The following is a 24,063-nucleotide window of genomic DNA, read 5'->3' as shown; positions in this document are numbered from 1 at the left end:
TTACAAAACTTGCACCCGTGGATTGTTTAATTAAATTTACGAGGCTTTTGGTTAAAAACACTCTTTGCTTCGTAGAGTGAAAAATTAAACAAAAAACAAAAAGCGAAAGGTGAACAGTGCCTATCACTGTTCACCTTTACTTTCATTAACAAATATAGTGTAACTGTGATTGCTTATGGGCAGAATAAGCCTAATCTCTTATGTAAACCTTCGTAAACTTCTACTGGCATTTCCTTAACTTTGATATCTTCACCTAGGAAAAGCAGCCAATTTGTTATTTCAGCCAATTCTTCGGGAATATTTACATTGATAAAAGTCTTTAGAATGGCTGTGGCTTGGTAAGGATTCGTATAGGAAATTGATAATTTTAAAGGGTGGTATTTTTTAAACTGGGCAATCGCTTTAGGACCAAGCTCAAGGTAAAGATTGATTACTTCTTCCTGCTTACTGAGTTTTTCTATAATTTTTTTCCTACTCCATCTTTTGTTCGTTGGGCAGTTTTTGACGTCGGTGAGATTGTCGACATGAAAGATCTTTTTCTTTTCTTCCTTAAAGTCAAAGCCCTCAATCAGCCACAGGCTTTTTTCTCGATAAAGATGCAAAAGATAAATTGGATAAGACTTTATGAGCTTCTCTTCCTTTACGGTAACCAGTAAATACCGATTCAAAAGAAGGATTTGGATGAGTTTTTCTAACATCGGATGGGGGAGGTCTGACAGATCAAGCAGGTCAGGATTATTCGGGTTAGTCCCTTCAAACAGCAAGATTTGATTTAAAAGAACAAGGTCATCTTGTTGGTTTTCTGATATAAGACCTAGTAACTTTTCAGCTAAAGACTGGCGGCTCTTTAGATAAGGGAGCTGTTGGTTTCTTGTGGCCATAAAGGCAATAAAAAGAGCTTTGACCTCATTATCGGTAAATCTAACATTGGGCAGGACAGAGTTGTGCATGACAAAATACCCCCCATCCCTTCCAACTTCAGCAACAAGAGGCATACCCATAGCTTCAATTTCTCTGATATCTCTAATAGCTGTCGAACGAGAGATGTTAAATTCCTGCATGATTTCAGAAATGGTAAAGTGGGAACGGTTGTTGATATACCGCATGATGATGTTAATCCGTTCAACCTTTTTCATTCAGCTGCGCACCTCCTAAACAGTATCATTTTTTGACACGATTTAAGGTTATTATAAACTCATCAAGTGAAAAGACAAATCATTTGATTCAATTTAAAAAAAGGAAGGTATTGAATATGGCAGATTATACTTTAGAAGAAAAAGATAGCTTTAACGTTTTAGGTTTTGGAACCGAGCTTAAGAGTGATTACACCGACTATACTGGCATAACGAAGGAAAAGGCAGACTTTTGGCAGGCCGTCAAACAAGATGGAACGCTTGACACTTTGAAATCTGTTGCCAAAAACGACTATATTTTTGTCGTGAACGAAGCAGTGAATAACAAGATGATGCATTATGCTGGCGTCATGACAGAGAAATCGTTACCAGAAGCAACAAGAGTGATCCAATTTCCAAAAGGGGAATACATCGTTGTGAAAGGGGAAGCAAAAACGTCTGAAGAGTTAAGTAATATGCTTACTGGCATTGCCTTCGGTCAAGTCTTGCCAGAAGTAAAGGAAGTTGCCTATGTTGGCGGGCCAAATGCGTCGGTTGAGATGGGGCAGCGAGATGGCTTAGTTTTTGGTGAAATGTGGATTCCAGTTGTTAGGAAATAAAGAGAAAAAAGGATTGATGGAAAATGTCCTATATTGTCGATTTTAAAAATGTGTCTGCGGTTGGTCTAGAGTCTTCACCTGTAGCTGAGGCACTTGCTGGTTTACGTGCCAATGAAGCCCGTTATTTTATGAACAAATACAAACATGAATTTACGGTTGTGCCAGCTAGCGAGTCCAGCGAGACCCTTGATTATGTGAATCGAATTTTGAAGAATGAACGGAATATTGAGTTTGCGGCCAAACCTTTAGAAACAGCTCGCTTTCAAGTGGAAAATATCAAATGGACCTACGTTTTTTATGAGGATGGTCTTTCGGTCAACGTCCTGTATACGGTTGATGGCCCTAAGCCGAAGCGGGCTGTTGGTTTTAAGCTTTCTGAGGGAATGGAGGTACCAAAGGAGTTAGAAGGGAAGTTTAAGTTTGCTAGGCAGAAGTCTAAACTTGCTGGTACCATTCGGGGCTCGTTTTTTGTCATAAAAGGCGAATATTAAAGTAAGCAAAGGCTCATGTTCATCTAAGGATTCAAATAACAAACCATCACTTCTCTATCAAATTGAGGAAGTGCTGGTTTGTATTTATGTAAAACCTTATTTACATTTGGTCTGGCTAAACGCCTAATGCGAACAGTGCCTGGCACAGTTCGCTACGGAGATCTTATATTTCCGCAAGTCCCTTGAATAGTTCCACTGCGGTTTCAATGATTTCATCTCGGAAGTCATACTCATAGGTATGAATATGAGGATAATTTTCGCCGTTTCCGATGTAGAACATCGCACCCTTTGTTAACTTCGTATAGTGGCCGAAATCTTCTGAGGCACGATAGGCTTCCTTCATTTCAACCAGCTGAAATCCTTTTTCTTTACTAACCTTACGGATCTTGTCAGAACTTTCTTTGTGGTTGACTGTTTCCGGAAATTCATCATTGAAAGAGAAGTTCACCTTCAGTCCGTACTTTTCCGCTTGTTCACATGCAAGTTCCTCAAGGTTTTTCTGAAGCGTATCCAATTCTGCTTCGTAGAGAGCACGGATGGTTATGAGCAGCTCACCTTTGCTCGCTGCTAAACCAAACGCTTTTTCACCTATGTTTACGTGAACAACCGTACAAAGTACCAAACCTTCATTGCTTTCAGGGGAGGTAAGCTCAGGGATGGCATCAATAATCTTTGCAATCGCAAAGGAAGGATTGACTCCATTCTCAGGCTGGCTGGCATGAGCCGGAGAACCTTCCATGTGGATAGTCATGCCCTTCGATGCACAATGAGCGGTTCCGTCGATGACATTGATAGAATTAAAAGCCATTCCACTCATATTATGAAAGGCGAAAATTTCTTCAATGTTATGTTCTTTTATAAATGTTGCACATTGGATCGCGCCATGTCCCGTTTCCTCCGCGTGCTGGAAAAGGAAAAAGATATTTTTTTCTGCACCCTTCTGGTCAACTTCGAGTGCAAAGCCAGCTAAGCTTGCCGCATGACCATCATGTCCACATTTGTGGGATACCCCTGTATTCTTAGAGGCATATGGAAGATCGATCACCTCCGGCATGGGAAGTGCATCAAAATCTGCACGAAAAGCAATGTTCTTTTTATCCCCTCCCGCCCGGTAAATCGCATAAAACCAACGGCCTCTATCTATGATTTCCAAACGTGTATGCTTTTTAAGGAAATCTATTAAATGCTGTTTTGTCCAAACCTCTTCATTCGAAAGTTCAGGATGCTGGTGCAATTCATGGCGCAGTTGTTTAGCTAACTCTAAATTCTTTACATCCACTGTATCTTTAACCCCTTCCTGGTGTTCATCTAAATGTATCTACAAACCTAAACTTAAAATTAGGATTTCCCTATCGTTTCTATAATAATAGTAAACTAACTATGGACTTTTTTAACCTCTTATTTTTCAAATTCAAAAACTTATTGATTATATAATATAGGATTAATTTTGAAAATACTCATTCTCATCGATAAGGATAACGATATATACATAGCCCAAAGAACAAGGTCTTATAAAAAATAAATAGTCTCTCTCTAAAGATAATGAAAGTAAATAAGAGTTCTTAATTTCCCACTGATTTTGAACAACGATTATAAACTAATCACATTTGTAACTGCAGTAAAAATGCGAACGGTGCCAGGCACTGTCCGCATTTTTTTGCATTTATTAATTTAATGTTTACTAATCATCAGCAAACATTTCTCCCAGATATTCAGAATGGTCGAGATACTGCAGCACCAATTCTTCTAAAGTCATGGGGAAATTTGTATCTTCTACCCAATAGTCATAACTAGTTGCAATCGTTTTTTTTATGAAGTCATTGCCCAGCCACTTTTGTGCTAAGTGATGAGGTAGACTAGCGAGAACATCATTTACTTCCCGGATACTGGTTATGATGAACACCACCTAAAAATGCTTTTATCTACTTATATGCCAGAGCTTTCCATTAAGGCAGCTAACGCTGAAAAAAATTACTTTCTGTTGAATTCAACTATCTGGTCTATGCCGGTGGTTTTTTTAGGAGTGTATCCTTCTATTGAAGTAGTGGTAGCCTTTTTGATTATATTATTAGCAATATCGTTCCTGCCGTTATAACAATTCCGCCGATAATGGTATGTTTGGACGCTTTTTCCTTTAAAATAGTAAAACTCAATACCATCGTGAGGACGACACTAAATTTATCAATTGGAGCGACAACGGAAACTTTCCCCATTGCCAGTGCTGCAAAATAACATAACCAGGATAAACCAGTAGCCACACCTGATAGGACTAAAAAGAGATATCCTTTTTTTGAAATCTCTCTCAATTTCTTGTGTGTTCCTTGAAAAAACACTATGGCCCAAGCAAATAGAAGGATCACAATCGTTCGTAGAAAGGTAGCCACATTGGAATCGACATTTTCCATTCCGATTTTTGCTAATATCGATGTTAAGGCGGCAAAAACCGCCGCTAGTATTGCATAGACAATATATTGATGGGATCCTGAAAATCGTTTCTTTTCTTCATTTTTTCCAATCAATATAAACGTACCAATGGCTATGATCGCTCCGCCAGCCATCACAAGAGGTTCTGCTGGCTCTTTTAAAAAAAGTATAGATATAATTATGGTAAGGACCACACTTGATTTATCGATCGGTACCACTTTGGAGACATCACCAATCGCAAGGGCTTTAAAGAAAAATAACCATGAAAAGCCTGTTGCAAACCCAGATAACAGAATAAACCATAAAGCGGTAGTTGAAATCTGAGAAATCGTCTCCAGCTTGCCAGTGATCATGACCATGATAAAAGCCATGATTAATACTACAATGGTCCGAACGGCGGTTGCCAGGTTGGAATTTACATTTTCAATCCCGACTTTTACCAAAATCGCTGTGAAGGAAGCAAATAAAGCTGCCAATAATGCCAAAATAATACTCATCCTGCACCTGCTTTGATCTATAAATATTTGAGTTTTATACGCACCATTTATTGTATCAAAAACTCCTCTTATTTTATTTAAAATTCACTTCGTTTACCTTCTCTATTCGTTCCGGTTGTTTGGTTTCATTTTTAGGGTTAGTTTAGTAATCCGCTATATCTGAATAAAAGTTGATGTAAAGGGTACTATACCTCTGTATACATGAATGAGGTGATAGAAATGTCTAAGATGAAACAAGAAGAACTAGAAACAATAAGAGAGTTAATCAAAGACGTAGACACGGCCATGCTGACTACGGTAACGGAAGAAGGGCTTGTATCTCGTCCTATGAAAACACAAGAAGTAGAGTTTGATGGTGACTTATGGTTTTTCACAAAAAAAGAGACGAATAAATATGAAGAAATTTTACATGATCAAGAAATTAATGTGGCTTATGCAGGTAAATCCTATGTTTCCGTCCGTGGAAGAGCGGAAATCGTTGAGGATTTAGACAAGAAAAAGGAATTGTGGAGCAAAGCATATGAAAAGATTATGCAAACTTCTTATGATGACCCTAACGTGGTCTTGATAAAGGTTAGAGCGGAAGCAGCTGAATATTGGGAAACCGGTAATTTTACGAAGAAAATCGCCTTTCTTTATCAACGCATGACAGGGCAAAGTTCTAAAAGCTCAGATATTAATGAAACGGTTGAATTAAATAAATAACACAAAAAAATGGGTTGTCTGGTTATTGGACAATCCATTTTGCTATTTGGTAGAACCAGTTTGTATATCAAAATGTGAGATAAGACAGCCATTGTCCCCTTACACATCGGGGCTTTACGTCAATAAAAAACGAGTGACAAATCAGCATACAATTTGGCACTCATTTCAAGTTGCTTTTTATTATTTGGGATGGGTAATGAAACTCTTGAGTTTCCTTTTTACCTCTGATGATTTAAAAAGAATTTGCCTACCATTGAATGAAACCCATCGTTTATTCCATCCGTTGATCTGCCATTTTGGATTTCGTCCCTATAGTGGTTCATCTTTCTAATAAAGTCACGATTGCTTGAAATATATACATTCTGAACGTTTGGGTCTGCTTCTCTTACTTGTTGGGCAATTTGATCTTCAACAAATGAGCTCATTTCACCATGAAAATCATCATCCATCTCCACCGCTGCATACGCATTTCTGTTCGAAACAATAATAGTGGCTTGTTTTACTTCAGGCAGGTTCTGGACTTTTTCCTGGGCTCCATTCTCTACGTGTACCCCCGCATGAGTTTGATTGTTTGTATTTGTGGAAGTATTCGTAAGTGTAAGGTTGGGATTTCCTAAACTATTTCCTATATTTAAACCGCCCGAATTTCGATTGTTTATCTCTCCATGCTGATCCGTTTCTCTGCCTTCGTCTTTCATATTGCACCCGGTCACTAAAGTACCAATCAATAAGCAGAACAATATTTGTTTAATAGCTTTCATCTATTTTCCTCCTAAAATGAGTTCACACTTACAATTGCCTTTATCCCACTTTTTTATGTAGAGATTGGAAGAATTTTAATTGATTTTAGGACTAGGAAAAACGTGGTCACAACTTGGGCATAACTAAAACAAAAATATCCTGTTTTAATAAAAAAAGTGGTATAGTATAGGAAAGTATTTTTACTATTTCAAAAATATAATTTTTATATGTTTTGATATGTGTCAGTTTGGAACGATTCATTGTTTTAAAACTGAACCTATTAATAAGAATGAGGTGCTATTATGAATCAGGAAATTTCGTTTATTCAAAGAGAGGTTTTAAAAGAAAAGCCTGCAGCAGATTCATTAGGCTTTGGTAAGTATTTTACGGATTACATGTTTGTGATGGATTATAACAGAGAAAACGGCTGGAATAATCCAAGAATTACCCCATACGAGCCCTTAACACTCGAACCTTCATCGATGGTTTTTCATTATGGACAGGCTATTTTTGAAGGAATGAAGGCTTATAGGACCGCAGATGGAACGGCTCAGCTCTTCCGTCCAGAGAAAAACATGCAGCGTTTAAATGATACCTGTGACAGAATGTGTATTCCTCAAATTGATGAGGACTTTGTATTACATGCGATCAAACAATTAATTTTTACAGAAAAGGATTGGATTCCTCAAGGTGAAGGAACATCACTTTATATTCGCCCGTTTATTATTGCAACGGAAGCCTATCTCGGTGTACGTCCTGCTGCAGAATATAAATTGCTCATCATCCTCTCCCCTTCAGGAGCTTATTATGGCAGCCAATTAAATCCTGTTAAAATCTATGTAGAAGAGCAGTATGTCCGGGCAGTCATTGGCGGAGTGGGCCATGTGAAGAACGCAGGCAATTATGCTGCTAGTCTGAAAGCACAAGAAAAGGCTGATAGACTTGGTTATGCACAAATTCTATGGCTGGATGCGAAAGAGAATAAATACGTTGAAGAAGTTGGCAGTATGAATATCTTCTTCAAGATTAAGGGCGAAGTCGTTACACCAAAATTAACTGGAAGTATTCTGCCAGGTGTTACCCGTGACTCAGTTATTCAATTATTAAAGCATTGGAATATCACTGTTCGTGAAGAAAGAATCTCAATTGAAGAGGTATTTGCGGCACATGAACGCGGCGAACTAGAGGAAGTCTTCGGAGCAGGAACCGCTGCTGTTATTTCACCTGTTGGCGAATTAACATGGAAAGACAAAACAATCGTCATTAACGATAATCAAATTGGACACCTCTCTCAAGACATTTATGATGAGATGACTGGAATCCAGCTTGGTAAAAAAGAAGATCCATTTAACTGGACAGTGAAGGTTGCACAGGTTGAGGTTTAATAACCATAAGGCTGCTGCTGCTGCCAATCCTCTTAAATTCAAGCTGTCTATAAATTGAATCACACAAAAAAATATCAATTTAAGTCACTCTCTAAAATGTTATTTAGGAGAATTCGTGATTTTGTGATACACTTTGTTTACCATTTGATTTACTGTTTACATTTGCCCTACTCATTCGTGAGTAGGGTTCCTTGCCTTTAAGTTAAATAAAAAACAGACTCTATAAAGAGCCTGCTCGAGTTTGACTTATAATTAAGCTTTACGCACGTTAGCTGCTTGAGCTCCACGTTGACCTTGCTCAACGTCAAAAGTAACTGCTTGACCTTCGTCTAAAGATTTGAAACCTTCGCCTTGGATAGCTGAGAAATGAACGAATACGTCTTCTCCACCGTCACGCTCGATAAATCCGAAACCTTTTTCTGCATTAAACCATTTTACTTTACCTTGTTCCATTTTGTTTCCTCCTGCTGTGTGCTTTGCACACAATGTGTTACTATCCTTGCACTCAGTGATCATCAAGACGAAAAGTTAATCTTAGACTATCTTTTACACCGAACAAAAATAATTCTTCTAAAGCATAACATCTTTCAAATGTATTTGCAAGTAGACTTAACATAACCATTTTTGCCGCCTGAATTTTCTTATCTGGTTTTGTTGTTCTTTTTCAAGTAAAGCACCTATTAATTACAGCAAGCAGCTTCTCTTCTTTTTTCTATTTGTCGACTTACGAAGTAAAGGATTAGTTTAGTGTCTTTTATTTTTACCGGTTTTCTCATTACCCCGTTTAAAGTTACCCGTAATTTTAGCTAACAATAACTGAACTTCTGTTATATTATTTTCAACTTCTTTAATTCTTGCTAGAAGACGTTCAGCCTCACTATCCTTTATAATTTTTATTTGTTTACCTTGGTAATAGATAACTACCGTTCCTTTTTTTGTTGTTTGATAAGCAAATGGTTCTTCACTTAATCTGTTTCGTTTATCTATTTCGCTCACTACATCATCTCCTTAATTATTTTTTATTCAAAAAAACATTTGTTTCACTTGGTTTCTTTATATTCAAATTTTAATAATTTTACAATCAGGACATAATGTAGCCATTTTTTTACATTAACTACCCTGTGTCGTTGTCTTATGTACATTATTATCACAAAGTTTTACTTCTTAACATATATCCAATTATATTTTTGATTACCACATTTTTTGTCGAGTATTATTTGCACTACTATTTGCCCTTCATGAATATATATATCATGAACCTAAATTTCACTGGAAAGGGGAATCTGTCGTTATGGATGTCTGCATTTCTTGTGGAACGGAATTGTCAATCATGGAGAGAAATCGATGTGAATGCTGGGATTGCCGTGATACGACAACCGAAGCTTATACAGAAGATGAGTAATCAGAGTTTTTAGGGTAGCCTAAGACCACGAAATTTTATATTACTAACTTCATAACCCAAGAGACACCCTTTCCCTATGGATTTGGTGTCTCTTCTTTTTGTTCTATTCATTAACCCATGAAAGTCCAAGTGTGCCCACACCTGTATGCACACCTGCAACGGTAATGAGCATGAATAATTCTGTCTCGATAGCAGGAAAATTGTCGTTAATTAATTGTTGAAGAACGTTTGCCTTTGTTCGATCGTTCGCATGGACAATGGCCACTTTCTGTACCTTTTTGGTATCTACGTCAGCCTTCAGATGATCCACCAGCCAAGCGAATGCCTTTTTTTCTGTACGAACTTTATCTTTAATCTTCGCTGCCCCTCCATCCTCAATGGATAGAATTGGCTTGATACTAAATAACGATGCTAGTATTTTTTGACCTCCCGATACCCTGCCGCTTTTATGTAGCTGATCCAGGTTGGATGGAACCAAAAATAATCTAGTTTGATCACGCATGTTGTTTAATTGAGCAACCACATCACTGACATCGTTCCCTTGCTCTGCTAGTTCCATTCCCTTTTTCACTAAATAGGATAAAGGATACGAACCCGTTTGTGAATCAATAGCAAATATTTTAAAGCCAGCCATTTCCGCTGCCATAACAGAAGTTTGGTAAGTGCCGGTTAAGGTACTTGAGGCGTGAATCGCAATGCCAAAGTCATATTCTTCTTTTAACCTTTCATAAAGCTCAACGATTTCACCAAGATTTGGCTGGGACGACTGGAACTTTCCTTCTTCATTTTTCATTCGATCATAGAAATCTTCTGCGGTTATATCGATGGTTTCTCTATAAAATGTGTCATTAATTACTACGTGTAATGGTATTACATGTATATGATGCTGCTGAATGAATTCTTTGCTGAGAGAAGCAGTTGTGTCTGTAATCCATGCAATTTTTGGTTTGATCATTTTATCCACGTCCTTCAAAGAAATTCTTCCAATGTGTATAAGTAATATCTTAATATAGTAGTTTTGTAACCACGTTAAATTTACAAAATTGAATACGTTGTCACAAGTTACACTTGTCATGTTTGAAAGAATTTTGGTACATTGGAGGGGCTTAAACGTCACAATTTTGACATAATAATATTGGCCCAAAAAATGGCAGAGAAATATCTGAAACAATGATTCTATTTATGACGTCATAGTACATGTGTAGATTTTTGATAGGAAGGGTTTTTGCGTTGAAATTTAAATTTAAAGCGTTCATTCCATTATTTCTGATTCTTATTGTATTATTCATTTTCATTAATCATATGGAAACTAACCCTTTCACAGGTTCAAATAGGAATCAAAATGTTTCCTTGCCAACAGAACTCCATCCGATTGTCAGGGAACGGGCGGACCAATTAATCCAACAGTCTGCCGCAAAGGGAATTGTCATTATGATAACGGATGACTTTCGCAGTGCCGAAGACCAGAATCGACTTTATGAAAAAGGCCGTACTGCCGAAGGAAATATTGTCACGCATGCAAAAGGTGGAGAATCTTATCACAATTATGGATTAGCCATTGATTTTGCGATCAAGACTCCCTCCGAAGAGGTCATTTGGGATAGGCAATACGATGGGAATAAAAACGGAAAAGGTGATTGGAACGAAGTGGTCGAACTGGCCAAAGCATTAGGCTTTGAATGGGGCGGTGACTGGAGCCAATTCAAAGATTACCCCCATCTGCAAATGGACTTTGGTTTGACCCTTGCAGAATTGCAGAACGGGAAAAGACCAGATGAATCAAGCTTAACTGCGGATACCCATTAAGTCGAACGTTTAGCAGCCTTAAAACTTGCTAAAAAAAAAATACTTTTTAGATAAAAAAATTGAGATCCAGATAGTTTGGATCTTTTTTTCATGTAGTTTGAAAAGATGGTTCTTTTGCTGTTATTTTGTTGTGAAGGCGCGCTACTATAGGAAAGAGTGTTATGATTATACTTTATTGCAGCAATTAGAGGTTGTAGCAATTTGCTAAGCGAAAGTGATTGATTTGCCAGAAGTTTGTTTACAATGTTACTAACCTAAATACATTTGTAAGGATGAAAAGATGAAAACGGAAATCAGCTTAAAAGTGAAATCAAAATTCGTTAATAAATTTAAGAACGGCTACCCGCTTATAACAAAGGACACCATTAGTAATCCTGATGTTTTAGTTGACGAAGGTATAACCATAAAACTTGTGGATGAACAGAATAACTTTATTGCCAAAGGCTATTATGGAAAGCAAAATAAGGGAATTGGCTGGGTGCTTAGCCGAAAAGAAAATGAGAAGTTCAATCAAAGTTTTTTTGAAAAGACCTTAAAGTCTGCTTTCAATCAGAGAGAATCGCTTTATAGGAGTTCTGAAACAACGGCATTCCGAGTGTTTAATGGTGAAGGTGATGGAATCGGTGGTTTAACGATTGATTACTTTGTTGGTTATTACTTGATTACCTGGTACAGTAAAGGCATTTACCATTTCAGGGAGTTTATTATAGACTCATTGAAGGAACTCGTGGAATATAAAGGCATTTATCAGAAAAAGCGATTTGATGAAAGTGGTAAATATATTGAAGAGGATGACTTCGTCGCAGGTGAACGAGGAGATTTCCCAATCCTTGTGAAAGAAAATGGTGTCAACATCGCAGTTTATTTAAATGACAGTGCCATGGTCGGTGTATTTTTAGATCAAAGGGATGTTAGAAAAACTTTACGAGATGTATATTCAAAAGGGAAACGGGTATTAAATACCTTCTCTTATACCGGTGTGTTTTCCGTATTTGCTGCCTTAGGAGGAGCGACGAAAACAACCAGTGTTGACCTTGCAAATCGAAGTAAAAGTAAAACAATCGAGCAATTTCGTTTGAATGAAATCGATGAGACAGCTCAAGATATCATTGTTGAAGATGTATTCAACTACTTCAAATATGCGGTGAAAAAGGGTCTATTGTTTGATGTGGTGATTCTTGATCCCCCAAGCTTTGCAAGATCAAAGAAGTTTGTCTTCAGCGCTGAAAAGGATTATAAAAACCTGTTAAAGGAAGCTATTTCGATAACAGAGGATAATGGAATCATCCTGGCCTCAACCAATTCCAGCTCCTTTGGTATAGAAAAATTCAAAGGATTCATTGATATAGCCTTTAAGGAATCAAACAAGCACTATAAAATATTGGAAGAATTCTCACTCCCTGAAGACTTCAGAACCAACAAACATTACCCAGAATCCAACTACCTAAAAGTAGTCTTTATCAAAAAGATGAAATAAAAGATCAGTTCTTGGACAAGTGTCCGCCTGAGGTGGACACTGTCCACGGGCGGTGCCTGTCACCGAAAAGTGTCACCGCAAAAGCAGCGGTGACAGGCACCGTTTTTTGCTCACCGTCTTTTGCTTGTTTTAGAATGAATTTTCTGTTATTATTAGTAATAATTAAATATTTTTCTTACTTCATTACGTTTTGAAGTGAGGATAGAGGCGCAATGACCATTAGTACGCAGTTTGAGGATAATGAGGTCCTGGGATGATTGCGGAAAGGGGAATTTGCCGAAGCGGATAGAATCTCATTTGTCTTGAAGCTGGTTCTGCTATTGAATAAATACAGAATTGTCATATAGGTATCTATATGGAGGGCTATCTTACGCAAGGGAACGGTTTATTATTATGTTTCTACTGCAGTAGCGAACCCTCGCTGCTGCTTTTTTGCGTTATCTTTCGTTGGCCTGATCCACCTCTAATTTTTCAAAAAAAATTATCCAAAGGGTGAGTATATTGAATTTTGGCCAAGTATTAACAGCGATGGTAACACCATTTGATCAGCATGGAGAAATTGATTACGGCGCAACTAGAGAACTAGTAAATTATTTAATTGCAAATGGAACTGATGGATTAGTTGTTGCAGGAACCACCGGCGAGTCTCCTACATTATCGACTGAGGAGAAAGTTTCCTTATTTAAATTCGTAGTCGACGTTGCAGCACGCAGAGTCCCAGTTATTGCTGGTACTGGCTCAAATAACACGAGAGCTTCTATTAACTTAACAAAACAGGCTGAAGAAGCGGGTGTTGATGGGATTATGCTCGTCACTCCATACTATAATAAGCCATCTCAAGAGGGAATGTATCAACACTTTAAAGCTATTGCCGAAGCTACTTCCCTTCCGGTTATGCTTTATAATATCCCTGGGCGCAGTGCAGTAAACTTGTCAGTAGAGACTATAGTCCGCCTGTCAGAAATTCAAAATATCGTGGCTATAAAAGAAGCTAGCGGTAATTTAGATGACATGGCTGAAATCATTAACCAAACACCTGCTGATTTCACTTTGTTTAGCGGTGATGATGGATTAACAATTCCTGTTTTAGCTATAGGCGGTGCTGGAGTTGTCTCCGTAGCCTCTCATATCATCGGCAATGAAATGCAGGAAATGGTTACACTATTTAAAAATGGACGTGTACAAGAAGCAGCGGATTTACATCGCCATCTTCTTCCAATCATGAAAGTATTATTTGCTGCACCAAACCCTTCACCGGTTAAAGCTGCATTGAATTTACAAGGTATTCAAGTTGGCGGCGTCCGCTTACCATTGATTCCTTTAAACGAAGATGAAATGACCACTCTAAATAGTGTTCTAGAAGCTGGTAAAGTTAATCTATTTGTATAAGATTGCTGCATAGTACCTGTCTTAATTAGGCAGGTGCTTTTTTATTTTAAGCATGAAAATAGACCATCCTGGTGATGGTCCCTCATTATCATCAAAACCTTTTACACATAGCACAATATAGACTTTTCTATTCAATAAGAAAATACTGTGTTGGGATGCTGCTGTTCAATCTTTTTCATTTTCACATACATGTCAATCCCATCCGAAACATCATGCCATAGATCGGTAAACACAAAGTCATATTTACCATTCGCGGTATGTTTTTGTGCATATTCAAACGCATCTGCCTTGATAATCCTAATCTTATGAGCATGTTTAAATTGCGGTAATACATATTTTTTATATAATTGAATGACATCTTCATTCATATCTACAACTGTGACACTTTCCACATTTTCTTTTTCAGAAACCATATAGGCATAATACCCAAGGCCTAGCCAAATGTAAGCACATTACCAAATGCACCATCAACCGCTTCTTTCATTGTTTCGATCTCATTTGGTGTAATGGTCATCCAAATTCGATCATTTTCTAAAACAGCCGGAAACCTAAATTCTTTATCAAAAAATCCGATTTGAGGTATCTGTCTTCCCTCTTTTGTTTGGATAATATCATTACAAACAAAGCCTTCAAAAGACTTGTAGTTTTCATACTTTAGCTCACTATTACCAATTTTCACCGTTGGAATTTTGATGTTTTTATAATATGGATTATCATAAAATTCATTTTCATCAAGTTTATGAATCATCTTTTTAAAATATTGGTTGAACAAGTCCTTATCTTGATTATTATCAACGATATCAAGCCAGAATGCGGCAGCTAATATAACACCAAATGCATATTCATATGAAACACCGCTTGTAACAATCTCATCGATTTCTTTTTTGGTAATAAAGTCAGGTGCATGATTTACTTTGTAATTATCTTCTTTGACTTTTTCTGTTAGTACGTTGGAATGTTTCATTCTCTCGCCTGACTTTTTTAATTTTATCCATTTTTCCATTCTACCATAGAATTTACTCCCTATTCTTCTTTAACTGTTTTCTAAAAATCAATCTCAACAATTCATTCATTGAATTTCCACAACGAAATAAAGGCGGTTTGGAACCTATTCAGACAGGCTAAACTAATTGGTAGGTAAATGCTGGATAGGAGGAGAAACCTTTGAATAAAGGTCGTAATGAACGGTTGAATTATTTAGGTCGTAATCTATTATCTGGCTGCTTGCTAGGGTTAGGTTTTGTCGGTTTTATAGACGAGGCGGTTTTCCACCAGGTGCTGCACTGGCATCACTTCTATGATAAATCTACTCCAGATATCGGGCTCGTATCTGATGGACTATTTCATGCATTTAGTTGGTTTTCCACTGTTGCAGGTGCCTTTCTTGTCTCTGACCTCCGCCGCCGAAATGCCTGGTGGCCAAAAAGATGGATTGGAGGATTTCTGCTGGGAGGCGGCGGGTTCCAATTATACGATGGAACCATTCAGCATAAATTAATGAAGATCCATCAGATTCGCTATAATGTGGAAATTGCTCCCTACGATTGGACTTGGAACATAATTGCCGCGCTAATGCTTGTCATTGGGATCAATCTGATTTATCGAACAGGACGGAAGGAACTGTCTTCATGAAACACAATCATGTTCTGCAGCCAGGTGAGTTGGCATTCGAATCACTTATGGCTCTTCCATTTCTGCTTGCCATTATTTTTTATATCATTACTGCATTGATTTCAAACAAGGGTCATAAACGATGGCCATTTCATCGATACTTTTGCTGGGCCATTGGAATTCTTTGTGCAGGAACTGCACTTTTTGGTCCTATCGCTGATTCCGCTCATGTAGATTTTACAGCACATATGATGGGACACCTGTTACTTGGGATGCTGGCACCGCTTCTCCTTGCTCTCGGTGCACCGATGACTCTCCTCCTAAGGACATTGAGTGTGGTCCATGCAAGACGTCTTTCACAAGTGTTGAAGAGCTGGCCAGTAAGCTTCTATAGTAATCCTGCCTTCGCTGCACTAATTAATATAGGCGGGCTTTGGGTTCTGTATGCAACAGACCTGTACATGCTGATGCTGCATAATACCCTTATTCATGTAGTCGTGCATTTTCACGTATTCCTAGCAGGCTATCTTTTTACTATATCCATTATCTATATTGATCCCATTCCCCACAAGTACAGCTTTCCCTTCCGAGCGGCCGTGTTAATCCTCTCATTAGCTGCCCACGGAATTTTATCCAAGTACATCTATGCTCATCCGCCAGCCTATGTACCGATTAAACAGGCGGAATGGGGAGGCATGATCATGTATTATGGCGGAGATTTAGTGGATATTGTATTGATTTTCTTATTCTGCCGTCAATGGTATCAAGCCGCACGTCCACGGGACGCCGTGTCCATAAGTCAATAAAAAATAGCCTGTATGGTTAATATAGGCTTTGTCTTGATTATCCCAGCAGGTATGAAATAATCTCATTATTTGTAATGTGCAGGAAATCTGGAATATCATTCCGATTCGTCTCAAGTGCAAAATAATATGTCTGACCATGGTCTTGGAATGGGTTATATCGAAGGTTAAAACTGCCCCCTAATTTACTTAGAATCTGTTCAAAAAACTGGCTTTGTGTAAGCATATCCACTGAACCTAAGTGAAAGACTCCTTTGAGCCCATTTTCAATAATGAACACCAGCTGTCTTGCTAATTGTATATCTAAGAGATTATTGCATACAAGATTACTGTATACTTCAATCATTTTTTGCTCTTTTATACTTTCTATAATCATGTTCCATCTTTGAGAATTTTTACCCCATATCGCTGGAATACGAATAATCATTGTTCGCTTACCTAAAATTTCTTTTAGCACATTTTCGCATTCAATTTTATATTTGCCATAATCAGATTCAGCAATAGGAGGGTCTGTTTCTAAATGTGGTTTTGAAAAGTCCCCATCAAAAACATTGGTGGTAGACAGGTAATACACACGACTTCTTGTCTGAACTAAATTCAAGGCCAACTCTTTATGAAACTTAAGCTGCCGCTCAAAATCTCCTCTTAGGCATGAAATGACAATATCAGGTTGAGTTGAATTTAGTATTTCTTTGAGTTTATCAAGTTGATTAACTTCCAATTTGAACTGCTTCTCAACAGGGAGACTGGTTAACGTAGAATAATAGGTTGCGTACACTTCATATATGTCTTTAAGCTCGTTGATTAACGCTCTCCCAACAAGACCGCTTCCACCTAGAATAAGTATCTTTTCCATTACTATCTCCCCCATTTACTATCCTTATTTGCACCAAATGAACGATTTATCATTCATTTTTAACACTTTCAAAAAATACAATTCTATTTCCAAATGGATCTACGAGATTGACCTCTTGCGTATTCCAAGGCGTCTTTTCGATACCAGGTCGTAAATATTTGTAGTTCTTTGATAGCAAATTTGAATGAAATTTTCCGATGTTATCTACTTCAATCCTAATCGCAGCTCCAGGACAGCAATCTCCATGATGCTCTGAAAGATGAATGATGCAACTGCCATTTGATATTTGCATGTAGAGGGGCATATCCATTTCAAATCGATGTTCCCAGTCTAATGTAAACCCCAAATAGGTTAAGTAGAACTCTTTTGCTTTTTCCACATCAAATATACGGAGGATTGGCGTGGAACTTTTCATTGTAATAGCAGGTTTTGTCATAATATTTATCACCCTTGCTTAATTTTTTTCTATCAATCTAAAATGATAAAGATCGTGATGATCTAGGCTTGCAGCATAAAACCGATAATCATCACCAAAAGTATCATGGCCTGCATAAGTTCAGCCTTCGATAAATATGATAAAAATAAGTATCCTAATAAAGGAGTTGTTTGTATGAATATTTTCAATAAAATTGCTCTATTTTTTGTGGTTCTATACTCCGTTATCATTATTTTAAATACCTATTTAGGAGAAACTGAACGAGTCCAATCTAACGTTATTTACTTTTTAATGAATGGATTTGCCTATATTGTTTCGGCTATGGATATGGAAAAGCGAAAAGTGGAACTCTCGAAGTAAGGTAATTGAACGTTTGATTCTTTTTTTCAAATTGAATATAGCCCATTTATATCAGGCTATAACTCATGTAATCAAACGTTTGATTCGTTCCATTATATAGCTGTTTCTTCAGCTAATTTCTTTAAATCACTTGCACGTTTGGATATAAATTTCCTCATATACTTCTCTAAAAACAACTTATCAATTAGAACACCAATTGGACCAAACCGGGATTTAAATTGAAAATGATCAATCATTGTTGTACCCTCTTCTTCTTCAATAAACTGGTGGATGTGTATGAAGGACTTGAATGCACCTTTCACCATTACGTCTACAAAACTATGTGGTTTTTCCATAAATATCACTTTTGCTGTTAACCTTTGTTTTATACCAAAGTGTACAGCTTCCCGGATTACACTGTCGCCTTCCTGCAAGAGCCCTCTAGTAATCCCTCCAACAGCCCTTTCCTTTGTTTTTAATGTAGTTTGAGTATGAACTTCGACATCTCTGGCTAAATCAAAACAAATTTCAATGGGCGCCTTTATGAATTGTTTATACTCAATAACAGGCATATCTAACTTCTCCATTTCTACCTTACATTAAAATGTATTCCAGCTGACTATATACTCAGTTTGCTGATTAGGGAGTTGCAAATTGGGGTTTTCTATAATCCAACGACCTTCAATATTTAATTCTCTACAGGCTGATTCAAATTGACACATGGCAATTCCTATATCTAAGAGCTGCATATCATATCCTAACTTGGAACTGTAATTCGGATTGTGTTCTATATAGAAATGGCAGACTTTACGCTCTGAAGATAACACCAATCTCCAGGGCTGTTTATTGGAGGCAGATGGTCCAAGCCTCACCATTTCAATAGGGATTTCAAAAGGACCCGCTTCTTTCTTAGATAAGACGTCTTCGAATGTGTCAGCAAAAAATAGCTTATCCCAGGGCTTCTTATTATCTGCCTTTACAACGTATCGAAGAGCTTTGTCGAAGGCCCTCTGTTTTTGATTCGGGTAGCCGATTGGTGTTATACAGGGGATGAATTCTCCTTCGCCAAGCTGAATCTCCTGTTCAAATGAACTTCGGTTAAAGGTACCACCCATCCAGCATGTACCTATTCCTAACTTTGTTAAAAATAAAACCAGCTTTTGAAAGACATAGGCAAACTCCACTAGTGTGCTTTTACTATTTTCCGTGATACCTACTAAATATCCTTGGGGATTTTTAATAAATCCATATGTACCCAGCTTTATTCCTTTGTCGCTTACATTATTGGTTACTTGAATATGCTCAATCTTCCCCTTATTTCCAAGAGGTCCGACTAGGTTTTCTTGATTGTTTATGTATTCTCTTATTTTTCTATAATCATTTTCTGATATGGATTGGGTATCAAACGTTCTAACGGACTGGCGTTTTTCCATGGTTTCAATGAGGCTCATGTCGATCCTCCTTTCTTTTGTACTGTCACTTAATCTTATTGTAACCACACATGCAGTAAAAGCCTAGAATAAGCTATTCGTTCCCTTTATTTAAGAAAATTGATAACCGTGGTAACGATTAGTGCGTTTTCGTTACCTTTTGCTTGCAAAAATGATTACAACGGTAATAGAAGAACTTTATTAGGAATTCCATTGCGGAAAATCTCATGCTTTAAAAAAACACAAAAAGAGTGATTACTATTGTTAGCAATCACTCTATTTATACTATTTATGGGCCTAAATGGACTCGAACCATCGACCTCACGCTTATCAGGCGTGCGCTCTAACCAGCTGAGCTATAGGCCCTAATATTTGGAGCGGGTGATGAGAATCGAACTCACAACATCAGCTTGGAAGGCTGAGGTTTTACCACTAAACTACACCCGCATAAAAAAATATGGCTGGGCTAGCTGGATTTGAACCAACGCATGTCGCAGTCAAAGTGCGATGCCTTACCGCTTGGCTATAGCCCAATATGTTAAGTTAAAATGGGGCGGCTGATGGGAATCGAACCCACGAATGCCTGAACCACAATCAGGTGCGTTAACCACTTCGCCACAACCGCCAAAATAATATAGTTGAGGTTTAACACCAGGTAAACCTAGAAATTTAATTAATTGCGGGGACAGGATTTGAACCTGCGACCTTCGGGTTATGAGCCCGACGAGCTACCAGACTGCTCCACCCCGCGACAATAGAAAAAATCTTTTTAAATGAAAAAACTATGGTTATTTTGCTTCGCAAAAAACTTTGGTGGAGGATGACGGGATCGAACCGCCGACCCTCTGCTTGTAAGGCAGATGCTCTCCCAGCTGAGCTAATCCTCCATATTATTGAAAAAGTTGTGAAAGGAAAGTTATTTTCGGTATCGCGAATAAAATTTGATTATTTTCTAACGAAAATAACTTGGTGACCCCTACGGGATTCGAACCCGTGTTACCTCCGTGAAAGGGAGGTGTCTTAACCACTTGACCAAGGGGCCATCACAAAAATCAGTAAAATAAAAGCCCCATAGGCTTCGCCTGGCAACGTCCTACTCTCACAGGGACAAAGTCCCAACTACCATCGGCGCTGAGAAGCTTAACTTCCGTGTTCGGTATGGGAACGGGTGTGACCTTCTCGCTATTGCTGCCAGACTATTTAATTGAGGTTCATTCCCTCAAAACTAGATAATGTTAGAAGAAGTTAGTAAAAACGAGTTCATCTTTTAAAAATTGGTTAAGTCCTCGAACGATTAGTATCAGTCAGCTCCACACGTCACCGCGCTTCCACCTCTGACCTATCAACCTGATCATCTTTCAGGGTTCTTACTAGCTTGACGCTATGGGAAATCTCATCTTGAGGGGGGCTTCATGCTTAGATGCTTTCAGCACTTATCCCGTCCGCACATAGCTACCCAGCGATGCCTTTGGCAAGACAACTGGTACACCAGCGGTGCGTCCATCCCGGTCCTCTCGTACTAAGGACAGCTCCTCTCAAATTTCCTGCGCCCACGACGGATAGGGACCGAACTGTCTCACGACGTTCTGAACCCAGCTCGCGTACCGCTTTAATGGGCGAACAGCCCAACCCTTGGGACCGACTACAGCCCCAGGATGCGATGAGCCGACATCGAGGTGCCAAACCTCCCCGTCGATGTGGACTCTTGGGGGAGATAAGCCTGTTATCCCCGGGGTAGCTTTTATCCGTTGAGCGATGGCCCTTCCATGCGGAACCACCGGATCACTAAGCCCGACTTTCGTCCCTGCTCGACTTGTAGGTCTCGCAGTCAAGCTCCCTTGTGCCTTTACACTCTGCGAATGATTTCCAACCATTCTGAGGGAACCTTTGGGCGCCTCCGTTACTCTTTAGGAGGCGACCGCCCCAGTCAAACTGCCCACCTGACACTGTCTCCCACCCCGATCAGGGGTGAGGGTTAGAATTTCAATACAGCCAGGGTAGTATCCCACCGACGCCTCCACCGAAGCTGGCGCTCCGGCTTCTCAGGCTCCTACCTATCCTGTACAAGCTGTACCAAAATTCAATATCAGGCTACAGTAAAGCTCCACGGGGTCTTTCCGTCCTGTCGCGGGTAACCTGCATCTTCACAGGTAGTATAATTTCACCGAGTCTCTCGTTGAGACAGTGCCCAGATCGTTACGCCTTTCGTGCGGGTCGGAACTTACCCGACAAGGAATTTCGCTACCTTAGGACCGTTATAGTTACGGCCGCCGTTTACTGGGGCTTCGATTCAGAGCTTCGCTTAGAGCTAACCCCTCCTCTTAACCTTCCAGCACCGGGCAGGCGTCAGCCCCTATACTTCGCCTTGCGGCTTCGCAGAGACCTGTGTTTTTGCTAAACAGTCGCCTGGGCCTATTCACTGCGGCTCTTCGAGGCTATTCACCTCAAAAAGCACCCCTTCTCCCGAAGTTACGGGGTCATTTTGCCGAGTTCCTTAACGAGAGTTCTCTCGCTCACCTTAGGATTCTCTCCTCGCCTACCTGTGTCGGTTTGCGGTACGGGCACCTTTTATCTCGCTAGAGGCTTTTCTTGGCAGTGTGGAATCAGGAACTTCGGTACTATATTTCCCTCGGCATCACAGCTCAGCCTTACGGTGAACGGATTTTCCTATTCACCAGCCTACCTGCTTACACGCACATATCCAACAGTGCGCTTACCCTATCCTCCTGCGTCCCCCCATCACTCAAACGATAAAGAGGTGGTACAGGAATATCAACCTGTTGTCCATCGCCTACGCCTTTCGGCCTCGGCTTAGGTCCCGACTAACCCTGAGAGGACGAGCCTTCCTCAGGAAACCTTAGGCATACGGTGGATGGGATTCTCACCCATCTTTCGCTACTCATACCGGCATTCTCACTTCTAAGCGCTCCACCAGTCCTTACGGTCTAGCTTCAACGCCCTTAGAACGCTCTCCTACCACTGACATCGTAGATGTCAATCCACAGCTTCGGTGTTACGTTTAGCCCCGGTACATTTTCGGCGCAGAGTCACTCGACCAGTGAGCTATTACGCACTCTTTAAATGGTGGCTGCTTCTAAGCCAACATCCTGGTTGTCTAAGCAACTCCACATCCTTTTCCACTTAACGTAAACTTTGGGACCTTAGCTGGTGGTCTGGGCTGTTTCCCTTTTGACTACGGATCTTATCACTCGCAGTCTGACTCCCACGGATAAGTCTTTGGCATTCGGAGTTTGTCTGAATTCGGTAACCCGATGAGGGCCCCTAGTCCAAACAGTGCTCTACCTCCAAGACTCTTACAACGTGAGGCTAGCCCTAAAGCTATTTCGGAGAGAACCAGCTATCTCCAAGTTCGATTGGAATTTCTCCGCTACCCACACCTCATCCCCGCACTTTTCAACGTGCGTGGGTTCGGGCCTCCATCCAGTGTTACCTGGACTTCACCCTGGACATGGGTAGATCACCTGGTTTCGGGTCTACGACCACATACTTATTCGCCCTATTCAGACTCGCTTTCGCTGCGGCTCCGTCTCTTCAACTTAACCTTGCATGGGATCGTAACTCGCCGGTTCATTCTACAAAAGGCACGCCATCACCCATGAACGGGCTCTGACTACTTGTAGGCACACGGTTTCAGGATCTATTTCACTCCCCTTCCGGGGTGCTTTTCACCTTTCCCTCACGGTACTGGTTCACTATCGGTCACTAGGGAGTATTTAGCCTTGGGAGATGGTCCTCCCAGCTTCCGACCGGATTTCTCGTGTCCGGCCGTACTCAGGATCCACTCAGGAGGGAACGAAGTTTCAACTACAGGGTTTTTACCTTCTATGACGGGCCTTTCCAGACCGCTTCATCTACCCCGTTCCTTTGTAACTCCATGTTGAGTGTCCTACAACCCCAAGAGGCAAGCCTCTTGGTTTGGGCTATGTCCCGTTTCGCTCGCCGCTACTCAGGGAATCGCGTTTGCTTTCTCTTCCTCCGGGTACTTAGATGTTTCAGTTCCCCGGGTCTGCCTTCAATACCCTATGTATTCAGGTAAAGATACTGCTCCATTACGAGCAGTGGGTTCCCCCATTCGGAAATCTCCGGATCAAAGCTTACTTACAGCTCCCCGAAGCATATCGGTGTTAGTCCCGTCCTTCATCGGCTCCTAGTGCCAAGGCATCCACCGTGCGCCCTTTCTAACTTAACCTAAATGGTTATTCTCTTATTTAATAAGAGAGAAAAACTAAAATGGCAATTCACTCGGTTTTTACTTGGTTTCTTCTTCTTACGATTATCTAGTTTTCAAAGAACGAATATATCAGAGAGATTACTCTCTCAAAACTAAACAAACAAGTAACAGTCAACGTTTATCAGTCCACAAGGACTGTATATTCCTTAGAAAGGAGGTGATCCAGCCGCACCTTCCGATACGGCTACCTTGTTACGACTTCACCCCAATCATCTGTCCCACCTTAGGCGGCTGGCTCCTTACGGTTACCCCACCGACTTCGGGTGTTACAAACTCTCGTGGTGTGA

General features: G+C 39.7%; 24 protein-coding genes, 7 tRNA genes, 3 rRNA genes and 1 riboswitch (1 of these 35 cut by a window edge). Of the genes, 10 read left to right on the top strand and 24 right to left on the bottom strand.

Going from position 1 to position 24,063, the window contains the following annotated elements; translation table 11 throughout:
• Window positions 1-173 precede the first annotated feature (173 nt).
• On the bottom strand, window positions 174-1,136 hold the full coding sequence (locus AC2TFD_RS03770) for a helix-turn-helix transcriptional regulator (protein ID WP_335568149.1): 963 nt from the start codon (window positions 1,134-1,136) through the stop codon (window positions 174-176).
• Between the two features lie 116 nt (window positions 1,137-1,252).
• Between AC2TFD_RS03770 and AC2TFD_RS03765 the strand changes: the two genes are divergently transcribed.
• Complete coding sequence (locus AC2TFD_RS03765; RefSeq protein WP_335568148.1) at window positions 1,253-1,732, top strand: GyrI-like domain-containing protein; 480 nt, start codon at window positions 1,253-1,255, stop codon at window positions 1,730-1,732.
• Window positions 1,733-1,755: 23 nt separating this feature from the next.
• A complete protein-coding gene (locus AC2TFD_RS03760) occupies window positions 1,756-2,223 on the top strand; it encodes a phage tail protein (protein ID WP_335568147.1) in 468 nt (155 codons plus the stop codon).
• 163 nt (window positions 2,224-2,386) lie between these two features.
• On the opposite strand, the gene AC2TFD_RS03755 is transcribed toward AC2TFD_RS03760, so the two are convergent.
• From AC2TFD_RS03755 to AC2TFD_RS03745, 3 genes are all read right to left on the bottom strand, one after another.
• Window positions 2,387-3,502, bottom strand: coding sequence for a M20 metallopeptidase family protein (locus AC2TFD_RS03755; protein WP_484675005.1), 1,116 nt, complete (start codon window positions 3,500-3,502; stop codon window positions 2,387-2,389).
• 402 nt (window positions 3,503-3,904) lie between these two features.
• Window positions 3,905-4,129, bottom strand: coding sequence for a hypothetical protein (locus tag AC2TFD_RS03750; RefSeq protein ID WP_484675004.1), 225 nt, complete (start codon window positions 4,127-4,129; stop codon window positions 3,905-3,907).
• A gap of 154 nt (window positions 4,130-4,283) precedes the next feature.
• On the bottom strand, window positions 4,284-5,144 hold the full coding sequence (locus tag AC2TFD_RS03745) for an EamA family transporter (RefSeq protein ID WP_484675003.1): 861 nt from the start codon (window positions 5,142-5,144) through the stop codon (window positions 4,284-4,286).
• Between the two features lie 219 nt (window positions 5,145-5,363).
• Between AC2TFD_RS03745 and AC2TFD_RS03740 the strand changes: the two genes are divergently transcribed.
• A complete protein-coding gene (locus AC2TFD_RS03740) occupies window positions 5,364-5,849 on the top strand; it encodes a pyridoxamine 5'-phosphate oxidase family protein (RefSeq protein WP_484675002.1) in 486 nt (161 codons plus the stop codon).
• Window positions 5,850-6,067: 218 nt separating this feature from the next.
• Here AC2TFD_RS03740 and AC2TFD_RS03735 read toward each other — a convergent pair whose 3' ends face one another.
• The gene (locus tag AC2TFD_RS03735; protein WP_484675001.1) at window positions 6,068-6,610 is read right to left on the bottom strand and encodes a YhcN/YlaJ family sporulation lipoprotein; all 543 of its coding nucleotides are present in this window, start codon (window positions 6,608-6,610) and stop codon (window positions 6,068-6,070) included.
• A 282-nt stretch (window positions 6,611-6,892) separates the two neighbouring features.
• Between AC2TFD_RS03735 and AC2TFD_RS03730 the strand changes: the two genes are divergently transcribed.
• Window positions 6,893-7,975, top strand: coding sequence for a branched-chain amino acid aminotransferase (locus AC2TFD_RS03730; RefSeq protein ID WP_484675000.1), 1,083 nt, complete (start codon window positions 6,893-6,895; stop codon window positions 7,973-7,975).
• A gap of 252 nt (window positions 7,976-8,227) precedes the next feature.
• Here AC2TFD_RS03730 and AC2TFD_RS03725 read toward each other — a convergent pair whose 3' ends face one another.
• The 3 genes from AC2TFD_RS03725 to AC2TFD_RS03715 all read right to left on the bottom strand — a co-directional run bounded on the left by AC2TFD_RS03725 (window position 8,228) and on the right by AC2TFD_RS03715 (window position 10,332).
• Window positions 8,228-8,428, bottom strand: coding sequence for a cold-shock protein (locus AC2TFD_RS03725; protein WP_251572413.1), 201 nt, complete (start codon window positions 8,426-8,428; stop codon window positions 8,228-8,230).
• A gap of 291 nt (window positions 8,429-8,719) precedes the next feature.
• Window positions 8,720-8,971, bottom strand: coding sequence for a hypothetical protein (locus AC2TFD_RS03720; RefSeq protein ID WP_484674999.1), 252 nt, complete (start codon window positions 8,969-8,971; stop codon window positions 8,720-8,722).
• A 509-nt stretch (window positions 8,972-9,480) separates the two neighbouring features.
• Entirely contained in the window at window positions 9,481-10,332 is an 852-nt protein-coding gene (locus AC2TFD_RS03715; RefSeq protein WP_484674998.1) for a DegV family protein, read from the bottom strand.
• 347 nt (window positions 10,333-10,679) lie between these two features.
• On the opposite strand from AC2TFD_RS03715, the gene AC2TFD_RS03710 reads away from it, so the two are divergent.
• The 3 genes from AC2TFD_RS03710 to dapA all read left to right on the top strand — a co-directional run bounded on the left by AC2TFD_RS03710 (window position 10,680) and on the right by dapA (window position 14,049).
• Complete coding sequence (locus AC2TFD_RS03710) at window positions 10,680-11,183, top strand: M15 family metallopeptidase (RefSeq protein ID WP_484676262.1); 504 nt, start codon at window positions 10,680-10,682, stop codon at window positions 11,181-11,183.
• A gap of 280 nt (window positions 11,184-11,463) precedes the next feature.
• The gene (locus tag AC2TFD_RS03705; protein WP_484674997.1) at window positions 11,464-12,660 is read left to right on the top strand and encodes a class I SAM-dependent rRNA methyltransferase; all 1,197 of its coding nucleotides are present in this window, start codon (window positions 11,464-11,466) and stop codon (window positions 12,658-12,660) included.
• A gap of 194 nt (window positions 12,661-12,854) precedes the next feature.
• Window positions 12,855-13,034, top strand: a riboswitch (Lysine riboswitch).
• Between the two features lie 127 nt (window positions 13,035-13,161).
• Window positions 13,162-14,049, top strand: a complete 888-nt coding sequence (gene dapA, locus AC2TFD_RS03700) for a 4-hydroxy-tetrahydrodipicolinate synthase (protein WP_335512830.1) — start codon at window positions 13,162-13,164, stop codon at window positions 14,047-14,049.
• Window positions 14,050-14,180: 131 nt separating this feature from the next.
• On the opposite strand, the gene AC2TFD_RS03695 is transcribed toward dapA, so the two are convergent.
• Together AC2TFD_RS03695 and AC2TFD_RS03690 are read right to left on the bottom strand one after the other, a co-directional pair.
• Window positions 14,181-14,462: a spermine/spermidine synthase domain-containing protein gene (locus tag AC2TFD_RS03695; RefSeq protein ID WP_335512832.1), complete on the bottom strand. Its 282-nt coding sequence runs from the start codon at window positions 14,460-14,462 to the stop codon at window positions 14,181-14,183.
• A 20-nt stretch (window positions 14,463-14,482) separates the two neighbouring features.
• The gene (locus AC2TFD_RS03690; protein ID WP_335569701.1) at window positions 14,483-15,052 is read right to left on the bottom strand and encodes a hypothetical protein; all 570 of its coding nucleotides are present in this window, start codon (window positions 15,050-15,052) and stop codon (window positions 14,483-14,485) included.
• 161 nt (window positions 15,053-15,213) lie between these two features.
• On the opposite strand from AC2TFD_RS03690, the gene AC2TFD_RS03685 reads away from it, so the two are divergent.
• Both AC2TFD_RS03685 and AC2TFD_RS03680 read left to right on the top strand, forming a co-directional pair.
• The gene (locus AC2TFD_RS03685) at window positions 15,214-15,681 is read left to right on the top strand and encodes a DUF2243 domain-containing protein (protein ID WP_335512835.1); all 468 of its coding nucleotides are present in this window, start codon (window positions 15,214-15,216) and stop codon (window positions 15,679-15,681) included.
• Window positions 15,678-16,466 carry a cytochrome c oxidase assembly protein gene (locus tag AC2TFD_RS03680; RefSeq protein WP_335512837.1) on the top strand — a complete coding sequence of 263 codons (789 nt, stop codon included), beginning with the start codon at window positions 15,678-15,680 and terminating at the stop codon, window positions 16,464-16,466. Before AC2TFD_RS03685 ends, AC2TFD_RS03680 begins: the two co-directional genes overlap by 4 nt.
• Window positions 16,467-16,503: 37 nt before the next feature.
• Here the strand turns inward: AC2TFD_RS03680 and AC2TFD_RS03675 are convergent, their stop codons facing one another.
• Both AC2TFD_RS03675 and AC2TFD_RS03670 read right to left on the bottom strand, forming a co-directional pair.
• Entirely contained in the window at window positions 16,504-17,319 is an 816-nt protein-coding gene (locus AC2TFD_RS03675; RefSeq protein WP_484674996.1) for a sugar nucleotide-binding protein, read from the bottom strand.
• A 49-nt stretch (window positions 17,320-17,368) separates the two neighbouring features.
• Window positions 17,369-17,755, bottom strand: a complete 387-nt coding sequence (locus AC2TFD_RS03670; RefSeq protein ID WP_484674995.1) for a glyoxalase superfamily protein — start codon at window positions 17,753-17,755, stop codon at window positions 17,369-17,371.
• Window positions 17,756-17,929: 174 nt separating this feature from the next.
• Between AC2TFD_RS03670 and AC2TFD_RS03665 the strand changes: the two genes are divergently transcribed.
• Window positions 17,930-18,115: a hypothetical protein gene (locus tag AC2TFD_RS03665; RefSeq protein ID WP_335512844.1), complete on the top strand. Its 186-nt coding sequence runs from the start codon at window positions 17,930-17,932 to the stop codon at window positions 18,113-18,115.
• A 92-nt stretch (window positions 18,116-18,207) separates the two neighbouring features.
• Here AC2TFD_RS03665 and AC2TFD_RS03660 read toward each other — a convergent pair whose 3' ends face one another.
• The 12 genes from AC2TFD_RS03660 to AC2TFD_RS03605 all read right to left on the bottom strand — a co-directional run.
• Complete coding sequence (locus tag AC2TFD_RS03660; RefSeq protein ID WP_484674994.1) at window positions 18,208-18,666, bottom strand: SRPBCC family protein; 459 nt, start codon at window positions 18,664-18,666, stop codon at window positions 18,208-18,210.
• Between the two features lie 27 nt (window positions 18,667-18,693).
• On the bottom strand, window positions 18,694-19,545 hold the full coding sequence (locus tag AC2TFD_RS03655) for a nitroreductase family protein (protein ID WP_484674993.1): 852 nt from the start codon (window positions 19,543-19,545) through the stop codon (window positions 18,694-18,696).
• A 271-nt stretch (window positions 19,546-19,816) separates the two neighbouring features.
• Window positions 19,817-19,890: transfer RNA gene (locus AC2TFD_RS03650), tRNA-Ile, on the bottom strand.
• Between the two features lie 7 nt (window positions 19,891-19,897).
• Window positions 19,898-19,971: transfer RNA gene (locus AC2TFD_RS03645), tRNA-Gly, on the bottom strand.
• An 11-nt stretch (window positions 19,972-19,982) separates the two neighbouring features.
• Window positions 19,983-20,057 (bottom strand) — tRNA-Gln (locus AC2TFD_RS03640).
• A gap of 16 nt (window positions 20,058-20,073) precedes the next feature.
• A tRNA-His gene (locus AC2TFD_RS03635) sits at window positions 20,074-20,149 on the bottom strand.
• Window positions 20,150-20,201: 52 nt separating this feature from the next.
• Window positions 20,202-20,275 (bottom strand) — tRNA-Met (locus tag AC2TFD_RS03630).
• A gap of 60 nt (window positions 20,276-20,335) precedes the next feature.
• Window positions 20,336-20,411, bottom strand: a tRNA-Val gene (locus AC2TFD_RS03625).
• Window positions 20,412-20,491: 80 nt separating this feature from the next.
• A tRNA-Glu gene (locus AC2TFD_RS03620) sits at window positions 20,492-20,566 on the bottom strand.
• A gap of 38 nt (window positions 20,567-20,604) precedes the next feature.
• A 5S ribosomal RNA gene (gene rrf / locus AC2TFD_RS03615) occupies window positions 20,605-20,720 on the bottom strand.
• A gap of 78 nt (window positions 20,721-20,798) precedes the next feature.
• A 23S ribosomal RNA gene (locus tag AC2TFD_RS03610) occupies window positions 20,799-23,734 on the bottom strand.
• 192 nt (window positions 23,735-23,926) lie between these two features.
• Window positions 23,927-24,063, bottom strand: a 16S ribosomal RNA gene (locus tag AC2TFD_RS03605) (it continues 1,413 nt past the right edge of the window).
• The 16S, 23S and 5S rRNA genes sit together here with 7 tRNA genes alongside, the layout of an rRNA operon.

Source organism: Neobacillus sp. plas4 (genome assembly GCF_057221695.1).
This window is presented reverse-complemented; position numbering and strand designations above follow the sequence as displayed.

Excerpts from the sequence above, each read along its gene's own strand:
- AC2TFD_RS03770 (WP_335568149.1), bottom strand. The coding sequence starts at position 1,136 with ATGAAAAAGGTTGAACGGATTAACATCATCATGCGGTATATCAACAAC.
- AC2TFD_RS03765 (WP_335568148.1), top strand. The coding sequence starts at position 1,253 with ATGGCAGATTATACTTTAGAAGAAAAAGATAGCTTTAACGTTTTAGGT.
- AC2TFD_RS03760 (WP_335568147.1), top strand. The coding sequence starts at position 1,756 with ATGTCCTATATTGTCGATTTTAAAAATGTGTCTGCGGTTGGTCTAGAG.
- AC2TFD_RS03745 (WP_484675003.1), bottom strand. The coding sequence starts at position 5,144 with ATGAGTATTATTTTGGCATTATTGGCAGCTTTATTTGCTTCCTTCACA.
- AC2TFD_RS03740 (WP_484675002.1), top strand. The coding sequence starts at position 5,364 with ATGTCTAAGATGAAACAAGAAGAACTAGAAACAATAAGAGAGTTAATC.
- AC2TFD_RS03735 (WP_484675001.1), bottom strand. The coding sequence starts at position 6,610 with ATGAAAGCTATTAAACAAATATTGTTCTGCTTATTGATTGGTACTTTA.
- AC2TFD_RS03730 (WP_484675000.1), top strand. The coding sequence starts at position 6,893 with ATGAATCAGGAAATTTCGTTTATTCAAAGAGAGGTTTTAAAAGAAAAG.
- AC2TFD_RS03725 (WP_251572413.1), bottom strand. The coding sequence starts at position 8,428 with ATGGAACAAGGTAAAGTAAAATGGTTTAATGCAGAAAAAGGTTTCGGA.
- AC2TFD_RS03715 (WP_484674998.1), bottom strand. The coding sequence starts at position 10,332 with ATGATCAAACCAAAAATTGCATGGATTACAGACACAACTGCTTCTCTC.
- AC2TFD_RS03710 (WP_484676262.1), top strand. The coding sequence starts at position 10,680 with ATGGAAACTAACCCTTTCACAGGTTCAAATAGGAATCAAAATGTTTCC.
- AC2TFD_RS03705 (WP_484674997.1), top strand. The coding sequence starts at position 11,464 with ATGAAAACGGAAATCAGCTTAAAAGTGAAATCAAAATTCGTTAATAAA.
- AC2TFD_RS03695 (WP_335512832.1), bottom strand. The coding sequence starts at position 14,462 with ATGGTTTCTGAAAAAGAAAATGTGGAAAGTGTCACAGTTGTAGATATG.
- AC2TFD_RS03690 (WP_335569701.1), bottom strand. The coding sequence starts at position 15,052 with ATGGAAAAATGGATAAAATTAAAAAAGTCAGGCGAGAGAATGAAACAT.
- AC2TFD_RS03680 (WP_335512837.1), top strand. The coding sequence starts at position 15,678 with ATGAAACACAATCATGTTCTGCAGCCAGGTGAGTTGGCATTCGAATCA.
- AC2TFD_RS03675 (WP_484674996.1), bottom strand. The coding sequence starts at position 17,319 with ATGGAAAAGATACTTATTCTAGGTGGAAGCGGTCTTGTTGGGAGAGCG.
- AC2TFD_RS03670 (WP_484674995.1), bottom strand. The coding sequence starts at position 17,755 with ATGACAAAACCTGCTATTACAATGAAAAGTTCCACGCCAATCCTCCGT.
- AC2TFD_RS03665 (WP_335512844.1), top strand. The coding sequence starts at position 17,930 with ATGAATATTTTCAATAAAATTGCTCTATTTTTTGTGGTTCTATACTCC.
- AC2TFD_RS03660 (WP_484674994.1), bottom strand. The coding sequence starts at position 18,666 with ATGCCTGTTATTGAGTATAAACAATTCATAAAGGCGCCCATTGAAATT.
- AC2TFD_RS03655 (WP_484674993.1), bottom strand. The coding sequence starts at position 19,545 with ATGAGCCTCATTGAAACCATGGAAAAACGCCAGTCCGTTAGAACGTTT.